Source organism: Streptomyces sp. NPDC031474 (assembly GCF_055581185.1).
The window spans coordinates 84,985-101,036 of sequence record NZ_JBVIJX010000003.1 but is presented as its reverse complement, the minus strand read 5'-3'; the positions used below and the strand labels follow the sequence as shown (position 1 = coordinate 101,036).

The following is a 16,052-nucleotide window of genomic DNA, read 5'->3' as shown; positions in this document are numbered from 1 at the left end:
AGGCCACCGACATGACGATACCGAGGAGGAGCAGATGACTCCCGCGCCCGCCGAGGGCCTTCCCGCCGTCTTCATGTTCTCCGGGCAGGGATCGCAGTACCACCAGATGGGCCGCGAACTCTACGACGGCAACGAGGTGTTCCGCGAGACCCTGCGCGGCTACGACGCGGCCGTCGCGGAGGAACTCGGCGAGTCCGTGCTGGACCGCGTCTTCGACCCGGCGCGGGCTCGCAGCGAACCCTTCACCGACACCCGCTTCACCAACCCGGCGATCGTCATGACGGAGCTGGCGTTGGCCAGGACCCTGCGGTCCTGCGGCATCGAGCCGGTCCACCTCCTTGGGTGCAGTCTGGGCGAGTACGCGGCGGCCGTCGAGGCGGGCAGTCTCGACGCCGCCGACTGCCTGCGGCTGCTGGTACGGCAGGCCGAGGCCCTGCGGCGCGGGCCGCGCGGCGGCATGCTCGCCGTGATCGCCGGCCCCGAGGCACTGGACCGGGCGCCCGCCCTGCGGTCCTGCGACATCGCCGCCCGCAACTATCCCGGCCACTTCGTGGTCGCCGGCACCGAGGCCGACCTGGCCAGGGCCGAGACCGAACTGCTCGCCGCCAATGTGCCGCACCAACGCGTACCGGTCGAGTACGGCTTTCACTCCCGCCTCATGGACCACATCCAGGACGCGGCCGCCGCCGTCTTCGACGGAGTGCGGATGGCACCGCCGCGCCTGCCCTGGCTGTCCTGTGTCGACGGGGGACCGGTCGAGCGGCCCGATCCGGACCACTTCTGGCGGGTCGTCCGCAGACCGATCGACTTCGAACGGGCCATGGCGGCGCTCCGCGCCCGGGGAGACTTCCTCTACCTCGACCTCGGCCCCTCCGGCACCCTCCACAACTTCGTCCGCAACAGCCTTCCCCCGGGCACGCGTTCGCGCTCACTGCCGCTGCTCAACCCGTTCGGACACGACCCGGACGCACTGGCCAGGGCGCGGGAGCTGGCCGCTCCGGCGGCCCCACGGCCGACCGCCACCCCCACCCCCACCCCCATCGCCCCGAGGAGGGCACCCGCCATGAAGGTCTACGGATTCCCCGGACAGGGGTCGCAGCGGCGAGGGATGGGCCAGGGTCTGTTCGAGAAGTTCCCCGAGCACACCGCCACAGCAGACCGGGTGCTCGGCTACTCCATCGCCGACCTGTGCGCCACCGACCCGCAACGCCGCCTGGGCCGCACCGACTTCACCCAGCCCGCGCTCTACGTGGTGAGCGCCCTGACCTACCTCGACCGGCTGGAGCGGGACCCGGCGCCGGCGGACTTCCTGGTGGGCCACAGCCTCGGCGAGTACGTCGCGCTGTTCGCCGCGGGCGTCTTCGACTTCGAGACGGGGCTGCGGATCGTGCGGCGCAGGGGCGAGCTGATGGCCGAGGCCACCGGCGGCACCATGGCCGCCGTCGTCGGCATCGGCGAGGCGACCGTCACCCGCGTCCTCGCCGACTCCGGACTCGACGACGTGGACGTGGCCAACGACAACGCCCCGGACCAGCTGGTGCTCTCCGGGCCCACCGCCTCGATCGACGCGGCCTGCGCCGCCTTCGAGGCCGCCGGTTCCCGCGCGGTACGGCTCAACGTCAGCGCCCCCTTCCACTCCCGCTACATGCGCGGCGCGGCCGAGGAGTTCTCCCGTTTCCTCGACGGGTTCATGTTGCGTGCCCCTACCGTGCCGGTGCTGGCCAACGTGGACGCGCAGCCGTACCGTCCCGAAGCCGTCAAAGAGACCCTCACGGCGCAGATCGCCTCGCCGGTGCGCTGGACCGACACCGTGCGTCGGCTGATGGGGCAGGGCGACTTCGAGTTCGTGGAACTGGGCCCCGGCCAGGTGCTGACCAAGCTGGTCACCCGCATCCGGGACCACGCGGACCCGCTGCCGGCCGCCTCCCTGCGAGACACGGCCCGCCGGGAGGCCACGGCGCGTCCGCGTACCGCTTCGGCTGTCTCCGTGCCCGAGCCGCCCGCGTTCCCCGCGCCCGATCCGGCCGGCCCCACCTCGACACGGCCCACCGTCGAGGCCGGCGATCTCGGCGCCCGGAGCTTCCGCGAGCGCTACGGGCTGAGCCGGGCCTACCTGCTGGGCTCGCTGTACGGCGGGATCTCCGGCCCGCAGATGCTGCGCGCGGCGCACAAAGCAGGGCTGCTGGGTTTCCTCGGGACCGGTGGCCTGCCCCTCGCCGAGGTGGAGACCATGCTGCGGGACCTCGGCCCGGGCGGCGGCTTCGGCGTCAACCTCCTCTATCGGCACGGCGCCCCGGACCAGGAGGACGCCCTGGTCGACGTACTCATGCGGTACGGCGTGGACCTCGTGGAAGCGTCGGGCTTCCCGCTGGTCACGCCCGCTCTCGTGCGGTTCAGGTTGAAGGGCGGCCGGATCCTCGCGAAGGTGTCCCGGACCGATGTGGCCGCCGAGTTCCTCGCCCCGCCGCCGCCCCGTATGGTGGCGCGCCTGCTCGCGGAGGGCAGGGTCAGCGAGGAGGAGGCTGCGGCGGCGGCCTCCCGGCCGATGGCGGACGACCTGTGCGTGGAGGCGGAGGGAGGCTGGCTGAGCGGCAACGCGGACCTGCTGGCCCTCCTTCCGGCGGTACTGCGGCTGCGGGACGCGCATGCGCTGCCCGGCCCGCGGGTGCACGTCGGCTGCGCCGGCGGCGTCGGCACTCCTGAGGCGGCCGCGGCGGCGTTCCTCCTCGGCGCCGAGTTCGTGCTCACGGGTTCGGTGAACCAGTGCACGGTGGAGGCGGCCACCAGTGCTGAAGTGAAAGAACTGCTGGTCAGGGCGCGCGAGTACGACGTGGACAGCGCACCCTGGGGGGAGATGTTCGAGCTGGGCGTACGGGCGCGCTACCTCAAGCGCGGGCTGTTCTTCCCCGCCCGGGCGGCCCGCCTGCACGAACTGTGGCGTCGGCACGCCTCACTCGACGAGCTCGACGAGGCGACCAGGGGCCAGATCCTGGACCGCTTCCTCGGCGGAGAGACGCCGGCCGCGGCGACGGCGGCCGACATCGACGCGAAGGCCCGGCTGACGGCCGTCCTGCGCGGCTACTTCGACCGAGGCTTCCGTCTCGCCGTGACCGGTGACTCCCGCTCCCAGGTCGACTACCTGGTCCACTGCGGACCGGCGATGGGCGCCTTCAACCAGGTGGTCGCCGGCACGAGCCTGCACCCCTGGCAGGCGCGAACCGTCGAGGCGGTGGCCGACACCCTGATGGAGGGCGCCGCGTCCCACATCGTCACCCGCCTCCACGCTTTCCGCTGACACAGCGGGCTCCCGGTGCCCCCTCGGCACACCGGGAGCCCGCTCCGATGCTTCGCGGTGTCGCGACGCCGCGCCCCCACGACTGGCTCCGCCATGATCAGTTGTCCCGGAAGAGACCAGCTAGCGCTGTGACCTGCCGCGATGGGCGCGTGGTGCCCGCTGAGCCGCGCTAATGGACTTTCGGTTGTTTCACGCTCGTGCCGGTTGATGGGCCCGGAAGTCCCCGGAAAGTCCCAGAGGACTCCCAGGGCTGACGGCGCCCTTTCGGCTGATCGGCGCCGTTTCCGCGGTCGCCGACGACGATGAGTCGGCGGAGCCTGCCACGCCTCAGTCGCCCTATAGCGAGGGGCTCGTCGCCGAGGGGCGCGTCCGGATCGCTGTCCTGTCCCCGCACAACTGCGCCGTAGATCGCTTCTGCTGTTGCAGGGTCTGGCGGCTGTGTGGGCGGAGTGGACGTCGCTGTCGACGGCTTCGCGTATACCGTCACCATCAGGCAGGAGTTCCCAAAGTCCACGGTTCCGGTGCGTTGCGCTGACATGCCGCTTGATGGGGCTGACGTAGCCCTGTCCGGCTCGCTGATCGGTAGCCGGATGCCCACACCTGCCTGTCGTTTGTCCGGGGTGGATCACGGTACTCGTCTCTGGCCCGCCGTTCGGGCTGGGGCCATGTGATCATTCCCCTCGGCGTGGGGCGTCGGCTAAGGACAGCACGGTGAGCATCCCGCCCATGACGAGCCATGGCCAGATGCGTGTGCTGTGCACGATTGCGGACCTGCAAGGAGTCCATCATGCGTATTGCGATCATCGGTGCCGGCAACGTCGGCGGTGGCCTGGCAGCGGCCGCCGTCCCCGCGGGGCACGAAGTCATCATTACCGCCGCACGCCCAGACCACGCGGCGAAAGTCGCCGAGCAGACCGGTGCCACAGTCGCGGCCACCCCGGCGGAGGCTGCCCGCAGCGCGGACGTGGTGGTGCTGGCCGTGCCGGCCGGAGCTGCCTCCGAGGTGTTGAGTCAGCTGGGTGATGCTGTCGTCGGCCCGGTGGTCGTGGACGTCACCAACCCGCTCAACGACACCTACAGCGACCTGACCACCTCCGGCGTGAGTAACGCCGAGCAGCTGGCCGTCGCCGCACCTCAGGCGAAACTGGTCAAGGCGTTCAACACCATCTTCGCCTCGCGGCTGGCCAACCCCAGCGAGGACGGTCAGCAGCTGGACGGCTTTTACGCGGGTGACGACGAGGGCGCCAAGACCGCAGTTGCGCAGCTGCTGAGTTCGCTGGGCTTCCGGCCGATCGACGCGGGAGGACTTCGCATGGCCCGCTCGCTGGAAGAGCTGGGCTTTCTGAACATCAGCCTCAACGCCCGCAACGGCTGGTCATGGCAGAGCGGCTGGAAACTCGTCGGCCCCACCGCATGACCCACCCGGCTCCGGGCCGAAACTGGGAGCGGTTACCCATTCCTCGAACAGCGGGCGACCGGTATGGCCGGGTGTGAGAGGGCTGCGTGCCGATGAACATTACGGCATGCTGAGGCATTCGGCGCGCTCGCTCCGACGGTCACGAACGTACGTGGCGCCATCACGCGTGCTCCGCGCTGTCGTCGGTGCGCCCCGGCCGCGCGCTGGTGGAGGCGTGCAGGCGGGCCGTGAGTTTCCCGGCCAGGTCGTCCCAGCTGGCGTCGAACGTCTCGACGCCCTGGTCCTCCAGCACCTGGACGACATCGCCGTAGTCGACACCGGCGTCGGCGAGGTCCTCCAGCACCTGGTGCGCCCAGCCGTAGGTGTCGCGGATGTGACCGGGCGGCAGCACGCCGTGGTCGGCGAACGCACTGAGGGTGGCCTCCGGCATGGTGCTGACCACGTCCGGTGCGACCAGGTCGACGACGTACCGGGTGTCCTCGTACGCGGGGTCCTTCACGCCCGTGGACGCCCACAGCAGCCGCTGCGGCCGGGCACCGGCCCCTTCCAGCCGCTGCCACCGGTCGGTGGCGAGCATGCGCTGGTAGTGCTCGTAGGCGATCCGGGCGTTGGCGATGGCGGCGCGCCCACGCAGCGCGGCCGCCTTCTCGCCGCCCGTCCGGTCGAGCCGCCGGTCGATCTCTGTATCCACCCTGGAGACGAAGAACGACGCCACCGACGCGATACCGGCCAGGTCGTGCCCGGCGTCCCGGGCGCGTTCCATCCCGGTCAAAAACGCCTCCGTCACCGCGTCGTAGCGCTCCAGCGAGAACAGCAGCGTGAGGTTGATGCTGATGCCCTCGGCCAGACAGGCGCTGATCGCCTGCAAGCCCTGCTTGGCCGCGGGGATCTTCACGAACAGGTTCGGCCGGTCCACCAGCCACCACAGCGCCCGGGCCTCGGCGACCGTGCGCGCGGTGTCGTGTGCGAGCCGCGGGTCGACCTCGATCGAGACCCGCCCGTCCACACCTCCGCTGGCGTCGTACGCCGGCCGCAGCACGTCGCAGGCCCAGCGCACGTCGAACGTGGTCAGAGCGCGCAGCGCCTCCTCTGCACCGACCCCGCGCAACGACAGATCCGTGATCTGCTCGTCGTAGCAGTCGCTGTGCTCGATGGCCCTGGCGAAGATCGTCGGATTGGTGGTCACGCCGACGACGTGCCGTTCCGCGACCAGCCTCGCCAGGCTGCCGTCGACGAGCCGCTGCCGGCTCAGATCGTCCAGCCAGACCGAAACCCCGGACTCGGACAGCTGAGCGAGCGTGTCGGTCACCGTATGCCTCCTCTGCCCGGCACGGGCGTCACGGACCGGGAAAGACTCCTCGGTTCAAGACTCACCCAGCACGCGCACGGCCGCAGGTCGGCCTGCGGCCGGTCAGACACCGGTCACACGCACACCCACGGCGGGGCCGCCCCGGCGTGCACCATCACCGTGGTGACTGCATGCTCAAGACGTCGAAGGGCGCAGCCGGTGCATGGACGGCTGGTTCGAGACCGACCGCGAGGAGCCGGCCCGGGTGCAGGCGGCTGCGGCGAACAGACGTCCACAGGAGCGTGTCGGCCGGCAACTCGCCGACGCGCTGGTACGCATCCTTGAGCCGCGCGGCGTCCGCGAAATCGAGTCCAGCACCCGCACCACCTACTGGCGCGGCACCTACGACACCGAGGACCAGCTGAGAATGGAGTTCTTCGACCTGTGCGGCCCCCAGAACACCGGCCGTGGCTGGACCTGACACCGCCCCCACGGCTCCCGTGCCCCACGCCGAGCCGCTGCTGCGACTCTACGAGGATCCGGCGGCGCCCCGCTTGAGCCTGCCACGGACGCTGGCCGCACTGTACGGAGGCGACCTCGGCTTCCCCGAACCGTGCCTGTACGCCAACTTCGTCGCCTCGCTCTACGGAGTGGTGGCCCTCGGCCCGGAATACCCGTCATCCGGTTCCACGATCAGCTGACGCGAACCCGCCGACCGGTTCGTCATGGGGCTGCTGCGGGCCTGCGCCGACGCCGGTTCACGGCTGGCGAAGCCGTAGTACGCGACGAGCAGCCAGGCCACCGGGGGTGCACCACGCAGCACGGCGACGTGGATCCCGCCGACGGCGCAGACCGTCTTCATAGGGCTCCGTTGAGCGACCGTGACGAGGGCGCCCAGCGTGACCTGCATGACCTGCATGACCTGCACAGTGGTGATGATGCGCTCGGCCGGGAACTCGATCATCGGCAGTCGCCCGCTGCCAGCGCACCGTTGACCGCGGTCAGGAAGCCGCGTACGCGCTTGTGCCGCTGCGGCCGGTCCAGGATCTGTCCTCAATCGGTCCGCGGCCGCAGTTTGGATTTATGGGGAGTGTGAAAGGTCGCCTGTCATCCGTTGGCGAGAGCGTCCAACAGCCGGTCGCGCCGTAGGCAGTGGTCGAGTGCGAAGGAGTCGGCCAGGGCGATGACGTCGTCGTCGCCGAGGTGGCGGAAGAGTTCGGCGTACTCCTGGACCAGTGGCTGGCCCAGCAGGATGTGCCGCAGGAGAACGTCCATCCACTGACGGGTGCTGAAGGGCTGGGCGACGAAATCCGGGAACTCGGTGGCGATGAGTTGTTCGAGCGGCTTGGCCAGTTCGCGGATCTCGCCCTCCGGGGAACCCCAGGCCTCAGCGCCCAGGCGGTGCTTCTTCGCCATGAACTCGGCGAAGTGCCGTTGGTAGGCGCTGTCCGGCGCGATGTGGACGAGTCCTTGCAGGCCGACGTCCTTGTAGGTCCAGATGGACCAGCTCGCCTCGTGCCGCCGGTAGATGTCCAGTTGGTCGGCGAGCAGTTGGGTGCACTGTTCGTCGCGCGCCGGGTCGCCGGTGTAGACCGGTCCGAACTCGCCGACCCAGACCGGGGTGTTGGTCTTTCGCATGTAAGCGGTGCGGCGCAGGAAGGCCTCCTCGACCTGTTCTTTGTCGATCCAGGTGCCGTCCGTCTCGCCGGGGTAGCCGCCGCTGCGGGCGAAGCCGGCGCGTGCGTAGTCGTGGCAGGTGTAGACGGCGTTGTCGATGGGGTCGCCGAAGATGTCGAAGTCGGTGGAGTAGTGGTTGCCGTCGAGGAAGAGGATGTGGTGGGGGTCGACGCCGCGGATCGCTGTGGCGAGGCGGTCGTAGAGGGCGGGCAGCACCTGACCGGATTCGTCGGCGGGTTCGTTGATCGGGTTGTAGCCCGCCACCCACGGATTGTCCTTGTAGCGGTCGGCGATGACCTCCCACAGCCGTACCACCCGGTCCTGGAAGTGCGGGTGGTCCCAGAAGAACGGGAGGTGCGTGGGATTGTCGGAGTGCCACTGGTGGTTCTGGCCGCCGGGCAGGGAGTGCAGGTCGATGATGGTGTAGATGCCGTGCCGCGCGCACAGGTTCACCACACGGTCCAGCTGGGCGAAGCCCTCCTCGCGGATCTCGAAGGGGCGGGCGTCGTCCTCGAAGTGGCGGTAGTTGACCGGCAGGCGCAGGCAGTTGACGCCCTTGGCGGCGAGCAGCGCGGCGTCGGCCTCGCCGAAGAAGGCGGTCAGGAACCGGTGGAAGAACAGCTCGTAGCGGCGCTCGCCGAGCACCTCTCGTACCGCGGAGCGCATCGCGGCCTCGTTGCCGGGATAGCCGGTGATGAAGTTCTCCATGTTCAACCAGCCGCCGAGGCCGGCGCCCCGGAGCCGGACGGGGGTGCCGTCGGATGTCTCCAGCCGGGTGCCGGAGACCCTCAGCCGTGGGTTGGGGGCGGAGGAATGTGTGGTGGCCAAAGCAGTGAAGTCCCTTGTGTTGTGGTTGCGGGTGAGGCTCGGTGGCGTCGCGCTGTCAGGCCTGCGCGGATTGGTCGACGGTGACGAAGACCCGTACGTCCCAGGGCCCCAGGCGCTGTGCTGTGCCGGCGGGCGCGGTGGTGCCGTCCAGTACGTCGGTCAGCGCCTCCGGCGCGGTGACGTGGGCGGGGTCCCAGCTCCAGTTGTGGACGACGTGGACGCGGCGCCCGTCGGGTGAGGTGCCCGTGGCGGCCGTGACCGATGGCGGCAGGTTCCGCCAGCCACTGCGCGGAGTAGGCGCGAGCCACTCGGCCAGTGCGCGGGCGAGTTCGCGTCCCGGGACGGTGCCGACGCAGGTGACCCGGCCCGCGCCGTGGCGGCGTGTGGTGACGGCGGCCCAGCGGCCGAAGTGCGGGTGGTCGTATGCGGCCAGGACCTCCGCGTCCAGGGCGGTCAGGCCCTCGATCCAGCGCGTTGCCGTGGCCTGTTCCGATAGCTCCAGCGGGCTGTCGGGTGTCGCGCGCAGCGGGATGTCGGCCGTCAGGTTGCTGAACTCCTCGTAACTGGCCCCGGCGGCATCGACAAGCCGTCCCGGTGCCGGTTCCTGGCGTGCCCTGGCCTCGTGGTCGGCATAGCCCGTGCGTGGGCCGAGCACCAGGTGGCCGCCGGCGTGTGCGTAGGCGGCGAGCCAGTCCAGGGTCGAGTCGGCGGCCAGGTACAGCGCCGGAACGACGAGGACGGGATGGTCACCCACCGCCTCCTCGGGGCTGAGGCCCGGGCGTCCGCCGCTCGGGTCGTGCAGCTGGCGGGCGTGCACGATCCGGACCTGGCGGCCCGCGTCGAAGGCGCCGCGGTAGAACGGGTCGAAGATCCCGTGGTAAGCGTTGCCGTCGGGGCCACCGTCGGGGTCGGCCAGCGGCGGGTACTTCTGCATCAGCCACTTGCTCGGCGTCGAGTAGACCAGCGTGAGGTCCGCGTCCGGTTCCAGCCCGGCGGCCAGGGCACCGGCGGTCTCGAACTCGGTGCCCAGGCGGGCCAGTTCGGCGTAGGCGCGGCCGGGTCTGCCGCTGTGCGGGAGGATGCCGCCCACATAGGTCTCGGCCCCGAAGTGCAGGGTGTGCCAGTGCCAGTACTCGATCATCCGCGCCCCGCGGGCGACCAGTGCCCAGGCGGCCTGGCGCCACTGGCCGTCGTAGGCGGGGCGGTTGTCCCAGGGCGGGCCGATGGTGCCGGCGTTGGTCTCGGTGACCAGGAACGGTGCCTGGCGGGAGGAGTACATCCAGTCCCCGATCTGGGAGACGGACCAGGCGCGTTCGCTGTACGACAGGGCGTCCTGCATGCCGTAGTAGGGGTTGCCCGCGGCGATGTCCAGGGCCTCGTTGAGTTGGTGGTCCTCTATTCCCGGGCGGGGGTAGGAGACGCAGGTCGTCACGAACTGCTCGGGGGCCGAGAACTCGCGGACGACACCGGCCTGCCAGGCGACGAACTCGATGGTCTGCCGGGCCTGGAACTCCCGCCAGGCGACGTCGTACTGCGGCTGCGTGTTGCCGTCCGGCCGCCACAGGTCGGCCCAGGTGGTCAGCCGGTGCGACCAGTAGACCAGGCCCCACTCGCGGTTGAGGGTCTCCACATCGCCGTACTTCTGACGAAGATGGTCGGTGAAGCGCTGGAAGACGCCGTGGTTGTGGAAGAGCTCCAGGCCGGGCTCGTTGTCCACCTGGAAGCCGATCACCGCGGGATGCCGGGCGTAGCGGGCGAGGATACGGCGGATCACCCGCTCGGCGTGGAAGAGGAAGGCGGGGTGGGTGTAGTCGACCTCCTGGCGGGCGCCCCAGCCGATGCGCACGCCGGTGCGCCGCTCGCCCGCGATCTCCGGGTACTGGCGTGCCAGCCACGGCGGGACCGCGTAGGTCGGCGTGCCCAGGACGACGGAGATGCCGCGCTCGTGGGCGCCGTCGAGGACCGGCTGCAGCCAGTCGAGGTCGAAGACGTCGTTCTCCGGCTCCCAGGTCGACCACACCGACTCGCCGACCCGGATGACGGTGAAGCGGGCCGCGCCCATGAGGTCGAGGTCGTTGTTGAGCTGTTCCTCGGCGCGGTCGGTGCCGTAGGGGGGCCGGTACTCGTGGTAGTACGCGGCGCCGAAAAGGACGTGGGCGGGCAGGTCCGCCATGAAGGGGGCCTCCTGGAGGCAGAGTTGGTGGAGGGGGCGGCGGAGGGGAGGTTCCGCCGCCCCCTTGGATCAGCTGCCGTTGGCCGGCTGGGTGTAGGTGGTCCCGTCGATGGTCGTGGTGGGCGTTCCGGCTGGCTGGAAGTCGTTGCCGAGCATCACGGACGGGCCGAGGGTGAAGCCGTCGGGGCCGGTGCGCTGGGTGCCGGTGTGCCGGCCGGACAGCGTCAGGTCCTCGGTCCAGGTGACGCAGGCCAGGGCGGAGGCGGTACCCGGCGTGCAGCCGAGCGCGGTGTTGGAGATGCGCTCCACCTTCTCGGTGCCGTTGATGATGTTCGTGCCGTCGTCGCTGTAGTCGTGGTAGGCGACGCCGATGCCGAGGGTCTGGTCACCGGTGCTGTCGTCGGTGATCCGTACGGTGGCCGAGCCGCGGTCCTTTCCGCGCAGGGTGTACGTGCCGGTCGGCACCGGTGTGGCCTTCGGCGGGTTCTCGCCCGGCGTGGACGGCACGCCCCAGGTCTTGTCGGAGACCGGCGCGGGAGACACGGGCTTGCTGGGCTTGAGGCCGGGGAAGCGGGTGATCATCAGTCGGCTGCTGCGGACTCCGGGTTCCGTCGAGTCGGCGCAGCGGTGTGGACTGGGGTTGGCGCCGCAGGCCAGGTTCTCGGTGTAGACGCCGGCCGTGCTGTCGGCGAGCCACGCCGGGTCGGCGGCGATGTTCCCGTTCGGGTCGGATCCCGCGTTGATCCGGAAGCCACGGCCGGTCCTGGGGTCGACGAGCCAGACACAGCCGGTGGGGTGGGTGCACACCCCGTCCGGCGGGACGGTCGGCGCCATCGGCAGTTCTTTGATGTCGACCCGCGGCTGACTCGTCGCGGGCGACGCGTGGGCGGCCTGGACCTGGGTGCTTGCCCTTCTCACTTGAGCGCTCCCGCCGACAGCCCGCTGATGATGTGCCGCTGCGCGAGCGCGTAGAAGATGACGATCGGCAGTACGGCGATGAGCGAGGCGGCGAGCAGGATCTGCTGTTGCGGGGAATCCGCCGAGACGAAGTTGGTGAGTCCGCGCTGTACGGGCATGAGCGAGCTGTCGTTGAACAGCACGAGGCCCATGAGGTATTCGTTCCAGACCGCCATGGCCTGGATGACGGCCACCGCGACCAGGCCCGGCTTGGCCAGCGGGAGGATGATCCGCCAGAAGGTGCCGAGCAGGGAGGCGCCGTCGATGGCGGCGGCCTCCTCCAGTTCCTTGGGCTGGCTGGCGAAGAACCCGCGCATGATCAGGATGGAGATCGGCAGCCCGCCGGCGATCAGCACGAGGATGTAGCCGATCCGGGTGTTGGCGAGCCCGAGCGTGATCAGCAGTTTGTACTGGGCGATGAACGAGGCCGGCATCGGGATGATCATGATGACGAGGATGGCGGCCACGACGGCGCCTCGGCCCGGAAACTCGATGCGCGCGAGGGCGTACCCGGCCAGGCTCGCGATGATCAGGATCCCGAGGACCGCGGCCGCGGTGTAGAGGAGGCTGTTGGGCAGGTACTGGCTGAACCCGCCCTCGTTCCAGGCGGTGGCGAAATTGCCCCATTCGAAGGGGTGAGGGATGGGGTCGGTTCCCTTGTACAGCTGCTTGGCGCTCTGCAGGGATCCGCTCAGCACCCACAACACCGGCACCAGAGCCTCGAGCGCGCCCGCGATCAGCAGGGCGTACAGGGCCATGCGGGGTCCGCTCAGGCGCCTACCGCGGCGTCGCGGGTTCGGCGTCGGCAGCGGCCTCGCCGTCTCGGGCTCCCGTGCCCGGTCGACAAGCGTCTTCACTGTCAACGTCCCTTCTCCGTCCGGGAGCCGGTGCTTCCGCCGAGCCTGCGGGAGACCCACAGCTGGACACAGGCCAGGGCGATCAGGCACAGCCCGAAGATGACGGACATCGCGGCCGCGCGGCCGTACTCGGTGTACTGGAAGGCCTGTTGGTAGATGTGCAGGGTGGGGACCTCGGTATGACCGGCGGGGCCGCCGTTGGTCAGCACCTGGACCGTGCCGAAGATCTGCAGGCCGCTGAGCAGGGTCAGCACGCTGACGATGCCGGTGACGTGGGACATGCCGGGCCAGGTGACGTAGCGGAACTGGGCCAGTCCGCGGGCCCCGTCCAGTGACGAGGCCTCGTACAGCTCCTGGGGTACGTCCTGCCGGCCTGCCAGGAAGAGGATGAAGCCGAATCCCCAGTGGTACCAGACGAACACGGCGGCGACCGCGATCACGGCGGTCTTGGGGTCACCCAGCCAGTTGTGCTGAAGACCGTCGAGGCCGACGGCCTTCAGCGTCTGGTTGACGACCCCGATGTTCGGGTCGAGGAACCACGAGAACATCACGCCCACCACCACGGTGGAGAACACCCCGGGCAGGTAGTACACGGTGCGGAAGAACGCGGACCCGCGGCGGGCGCGGTGCACGGCAAGGGCCATGACCATCGACACCGCGTTGGCGACGACCAGGCCGACCACGCCGTAGACAACGGCGTTCTTCATCGAGCCCCAGAACTGGGTGTCGTGCAGCACGTAACGGTAGTTGTCGAGCCCGACGAACGGCGTGTCCAGGCTCACCCCGTCCCAGGACTGGAAACTCAGCAGGATGCCCTGCACGAACGGGACCACCGTGAACAGGGCGATCATGGCCAGCGCCGGCGCCAGGAAGAGCCAGGCCGCCAGCACGCGACTGCGGCGCCTCACTACGCGCTCTTCTGCGCCGCGTCGAGGTCGCCGAGAACCTGGTCGACGGTGCGCTCCTTGAGGACGAGCGCCTGAGTGCCCTTCTGCAGGGCGGTGTTGACCTGTTCCAGGATCTGGTTCGGGACGAGCTGGTAGTCGGAGATCTTCGCGGCGATACCCGCCAGCTGCGGCGGGATCTGCGTGTCGGACACGGCGCGCGCGGAGGGGATCAGCGGGACCCCCTTGGCCCAGGCCTCCTGCTGCTTGGCGGCGGTCAGCCACTGGAGGAACTTCAGTGCCTTGACCGCGTTCTTGCTGCGGGGGTTGACCGCCGCGCCCTTGGCAGCGCCGCCGACCAGACGCGGGGTCTGGGTGCCGTCATCGGCCTTGGGCAGCGGGAAGGAGCGGAAGTCCGTGAAGTCCGGGGCCGTCGCACGCGCCACGCCGACGGCCGAAGTGCCGTCGAAGATGGCCGCCACGCCCTGGGTGTTGAAGAAGGCCTTCTCCACGTTGGGGTTGTCGGTGGCGCCGCTCGGCAGCGAGCCGGTGGCGATCACGCCGGCGTCCCGCAGGTCGACCACGAGCTGCAGGGTCTTGCGCCAGCCCTCGCTCTTCCAGCTGTTCTCGCCCACGAAGGTGGCGTTGAGCTCCTCGTCCGACATGTAGTTGGACGCGTACGACTGGATCACCTGGTTCGAGAGGCTGGTCGCGAACCAGAAGGGGCCTTTCCCCGACTTCTTGATCTTCCGCAGCTGATCGATGAACTCGCTCATGGAGGCGGGCGCCTGGTCCGGATCGAGCCCCGCGGCCTTGTACATCGCGGCGTTGACGAAGATCCCCAGGGCCGGGGTCTCCCAGTGGGCGCTGTAGATGCCCGGCTTCACATGCTGCGGGTTGTCCGCCACGAACGTCGTGGTCTTGAGCGTGGCGGGCCGGAAGCTGTCACCCCAGCCGCCCTTCATCTCGTCGGCCAGGTTCATGGCCCAGCCGGCCTTGTAGTAGGGGGCCATGGAGTGGCCGTCGATCGCCGAGTACATGTCCGGCATGTCGCGGGACTGCGAGCTCGACTGGAGCTTGGTCAGGAAGTCCGTCGGGCCGACGTCGTCGATCCTGATCTTCACGCCGCTCTGCTTGGTGTACTGCTTGGCCAGCGCCTTCAGCGTCGCGGCCTGTCCCCGGGACTGATTCATGAAGACGACCTCGGAGCCGCCGCCGGACGAGCTGCTGCCGCCCGACCCGCAGGCGGCCAGCGTCGTGGCGGCCAGTCCGCCGCCGACGGCGCCGAGGAAACCGCGGCGGGACAGGAATGGGGCGGTGGCCGGCGAAGCCGCCTCCGTGGTGTGGTCTCGCCTCATCGCGAGCCTCCTCCATGAGTCAGTGGGTGTGTCGAAACTTCACGACGTAAGTGAGCGAAAGAGATTTCCCTACGATTTGCTGAAGGTGCACGCTAGGTATGGCCGAGATCCTCGTCAACCCTTTGGGCAGTGTTTGTTTTGGCAGTAAAACTCCGACCATTGGCTCGATAGCTGACCGAAAAATGTTTCGGTGTTACCGTGCTCCCCGTGAGGAAGTAATCTGACCGGCACGTTCGTCAAAGGGGGATCCATGGCAGCCGCTTCCAGCCGCGTGACACTGGCGCAGATCGCCGAGCACGCCGGCGTCTCGGTGGCCACCGTGTCCAAGGTCATCAACGGACGCCCCGACGTGGCCCAGCAGACCCGCGACCTGGTGCTGGACCTGATGCGCCAGTACAACTACGGGGGCAACCGCGACGACCTGCGCGCGCACCCCACCGTGGAGTTGTTCTTCGGCTTCGAGCGGCTGAGCATCTACCACACCGAGATCATCCAGAGCGTGGTGGACGCCGGGGCCCGCGAGGGCGTCGCCGTGGTGGTCAGCCGACGCCTCGACCACGATCCGGCGGCCGACCCCGCCGCCTGGGCCCGCGGCCTGGCCGCCGCCGGCCGGCGGGCGGTCATCACGGTCACGGCGAACACCCTGTCGGGCCCGATCCTCGAGGCCCTCAACCGGGTCCGGCTGCCGGTGGTGCTGCTCGACCCCGAGTCGCTGCCCGACGGCTCGATCGTCAGCGTCGGCGCGACCAACTTCGCCGGCGGGCACGCCGCCGTCACCCATCTGCTCTCCCTCGGCCACCGCCGGATCGCCTTCCTCGGCGGCACCGAGCACGCATGGTCCAACCAGGCCCGGCTGCACGGGTTCCGCAGCGCGATGGAGGCGGCCGGCGCGCCGGTGGCGGGCGAACTGATCCGCCACGCCGGTACGTTCCACGCCGCCGAGGGCGTCGAGCACGGCGGACGGCTGCTGGCTGTGGACCCCGCGCCGACCGCGGTGTTCGCCGCTTCCGACGAACTGGCCGCCGGTGTCATCGAAGCCGCCCGGCTGCGCGGTCTGCGCGTACCGGACGACCTCAGTGTGGTCGGCTTCGACAACACCCCGCTGGCCCAGGTGATCTCACCCCCGCTGACCACCATCCACGGCCCCGTCCCGGAGATGGGGACCGTGGCCTTGCGTACCGCCCTGCGCCTGGCCGCCGCCGAGGACATCGACTCCCATCACGTCGAGTTGGCCACCCGCCTGGTGGTCCGTGACTCGACCCGGGCGCTGCCGGCCCCGAGCGACGCCACGCCCTGAACCGACCGGCCACCCACATGG

Annotated in this window: 12 protein-coding genes; 4 read left to right on the top strand and 8 right to left on the bottom strand. The window is 70.0% G+C overall.

All coding sequences use genetic code 11. The features are described 5' to 3' along the window. The first annotated feature begins 34 nt into the window (after positions 1 to 34). On the top strand, positions 35 to 3,295 hold the full coding sequence (gene fabD, locus ACZ5SK_RS06095) for an ACP S-malonyltransferase (protein WP_457495248.1): 3,261 nt from the start codon (positions 35 to 37) through the stop codon (positions 3,293 to 3,295). 787 nt (positions 3,296 to 4,082) lie between these two features. Next, the gene (locus ACZ5SK_RS06090; protein ID WP_334581858.1) at positions 4,083 to 4,712 is read left to right on the top strand and encodes an NADPH-dependent F420 reductase; all 630 of its coding nucleotides are present in this window, start codon (positions 4,083 to 4,085) and stop codon (positions 4,710 to 4,712) included. A 160-nt stretch (positions 4,713 to 4,872) separates the two neighbouring features. Here the strand turns inward: ACZ5SK_RS06090 and tal are convergent, their stop codons facing one another. Next, positions 4,873 to 6,021, bottom strand: a complete 1,149-nt coding sequence (gene tal / locus ACZ5SK_RS06085; RefSeq protein WP_468575428.1) for a transaldolase — start codon at positions 6,019 to 6,021, stop codon at positions 4,873 to 4,875. A gap of 202 nt (positions 6,022 to 6,223) precedes the next feature. Here tal and ACZ5SK_RS06080 point away from each other — a divergent pair, with 202 nt between their 5' ends. Next, positions 6,224 to 6,481 (top strand): hypothetical protein, encoded by a 258-nt coding sequence (locus ACZ5SK_RS06080; protein WP_334581856.1) that lies wholly within the window; start codon positions 6,224 to 6,226, stop codon positions 6,479 to 6,481. Positions 6,482 to 6,643: 162 nt separating this feature from the next. On the opposite strand, the gene ACZ5SK_RS06075 is transcribed toward ACZ5SK_RS06080, so the two are convergent. The 7 genes from ACZ5SK_RS06075 to ACZ5SK_RS06045 form a co-directional block, all read right to left on the bottom strand. After that, positions 6,644 to 6,964 (bottom strand): hypothetical protein, encoded by a 321-nt coding sequence (locus tag ACZ5SK_RS06075; RefSeq protein ID WP_361707944.1) that lies wholly within the window; start codon positions 6,962 to 6,964, stop codon positions 6,644 to 6,646. A 143-nt stretch (positions 6,965 to 7,107) separates the two neighbouring features. Further along, complete coding sequence (locus ACZ5SK_RS06070) at positions 7,108 to 8,505, bottom strand: glycoside hydrolase family 5 protein (RefSeq protein ID WP_457495247.1); 1,398 nt, start codon at positions 8,503 to 8,505, stop codon at positions 7,108 to 7,110. Between the two features lie 55 nt (positions 8,506 to 8,560). Next, complete coding sequence (locus tag ACZ5SK_RS06065; RefSeq protein ID WP_334581852.1) at positions 8,561 to 10,678, bottom strand: beta-galactosidase; 2,118 nt, start codon at positions 10,676 to 10,678, stop codon at positions 8,561 to 8,563. Positions 10,679 to 10,747: 69 nt separating this feature from the next. Next, on the bottom strand, positions 10,748 to 11,596 hold the full coding sequence (locus ACZ5SK_RS06060; RefSeq protein WP_334581851.1) for a hypothetical protein: 849 nt from the start codon (positions 11,594 to 11,596) through the stop codon (positions 10,748 to 10,750). Continuing rightward, positions 11,593 to 12,393: a carbohydrate ABC transporter permease gene (locus ACZ5SK_RS06055; protein ID WP_334581850.1), complete on the bottom strand. Its 801-nt coding sequence runs from the start codon at positions 12,391 to 12,393 to the stop codon at positions 11,593 to 11,595. The genes ACZ5SK_RS06060 and ACZ5SK_RS06055 overlap by 4 nt, the downstream gene beginning before the upstream one ends. Positions 12,394 to 12,494: 101 nt before the next feature. Then, positions 12,495 to 13,400 carry a carbohydrate ABC transporter permease gene (locus ACZ5SK_RS06050; protein WP_334581848.1) on the bottom strand — a complete coding sequence of 302 codons (906 nt, stop codon included), beginning with the start codon at positions 13,398 to 13,400 and terminating at the stop codon, positions 12,495 to 12,497. Continuing rightward, positions 13,400 to 14,734 carry an ABC transporter substrate-binding protein gene (locus tag ACZ5SK_RS06045; protein WP_334581847.1) on the bottom strand — a complete coding sequence of 445 codons (1,335 nt, stop codon included), beginning with the start codon at positions 14,732 to 14,734 and terminating at the stop codon, positions 13,400 to 13,402. The genes ACZ5SK_RS06050 and ACZ5SK_RS06045 overlap by 1 nt, the downstream gene beginning before the upstream one ends. 250 nt (positions 14,735 to 14,984) lie before the next feature. Between ACZ5SK_RS06045 and ACZ5SK_RS06040 the strand changes: the two genes are divergently transcribed. After that, on the top strand, positions 14,985 to 16,031 hold the full coding sequence (locus ACZ5SK_RS06040) for a LacI family DNA-binding transcriptional regulator (protein WP_334581846.1): 1,047 nt from the start codon (positions 14,985 to 14,987) through the stop codon (positions 16,029 to 16,031). The last annotated feature ends 21 nt before the right edge of the window (positions 16,032 to 16,052 follow it).

Bases quoted from the DNA above. Each gene is read 5' to 3' on its own strand.
- ACZ5SK_RS06055 (WP_334581850.1), bottom strand. From the start codon at position 12,393: ATGGCCCTGTACGCCCTGCTGATCGCGGGCGCGCTCGAGGCTCTGGTG.
- ACZ5SK_RS06040 (WP_334581846.1), top strand. From the start codon at position 14,985: ATGGCAGCCGCTTCCAGCCGCGTGACACTGGCGCAGATCGCCGAGCAC.
- fabD (WP_457495248.1), top strand. From the start codon at position 35: ATGACTCCCGCGCCCGCCGAGGGCCTTCCCGCCGTCTTCATGTTCTCC.
- ACZ5SK_RS06065 (WP_334581852.1), bottom strand. From the start codon at position 10,678: ATGGCGGACCTGCCCGCCCACGTCCTTTTCGGCGCCGCGTACTACCAC.
- ACZ5SK_RS06080 (WP_334581856.1), top strand. From the start codon at position 6,224: ATGGACGGCTGGTTCGAGACCGACCGCGAGGAGCCGGCCCGGGTGCAG.
- ACZ5SK_RS06075 (WP_361707944.1), bottom strand. From the start codon at position 6,964: ATGATCGAGTTCCCGGCCGAGCGCATCATCACCACTGTGCAGGTCATG.
- ACZ5SK_RS06090 (WP_334581858.1), top strand. From the start codon at position 4,083: ATGCGTATTGCGATCATCGGTGCCGGCAACGTCGGCGGTGGCCTGGCA.
- ACZ5SK_RS06045 (WP_334581847.1), bottom strand. From the start codon at position 14,734: ATGAGGCGAGACCACACCACGGAGGCGGCTTCGCCGGCCACCGCCCCA.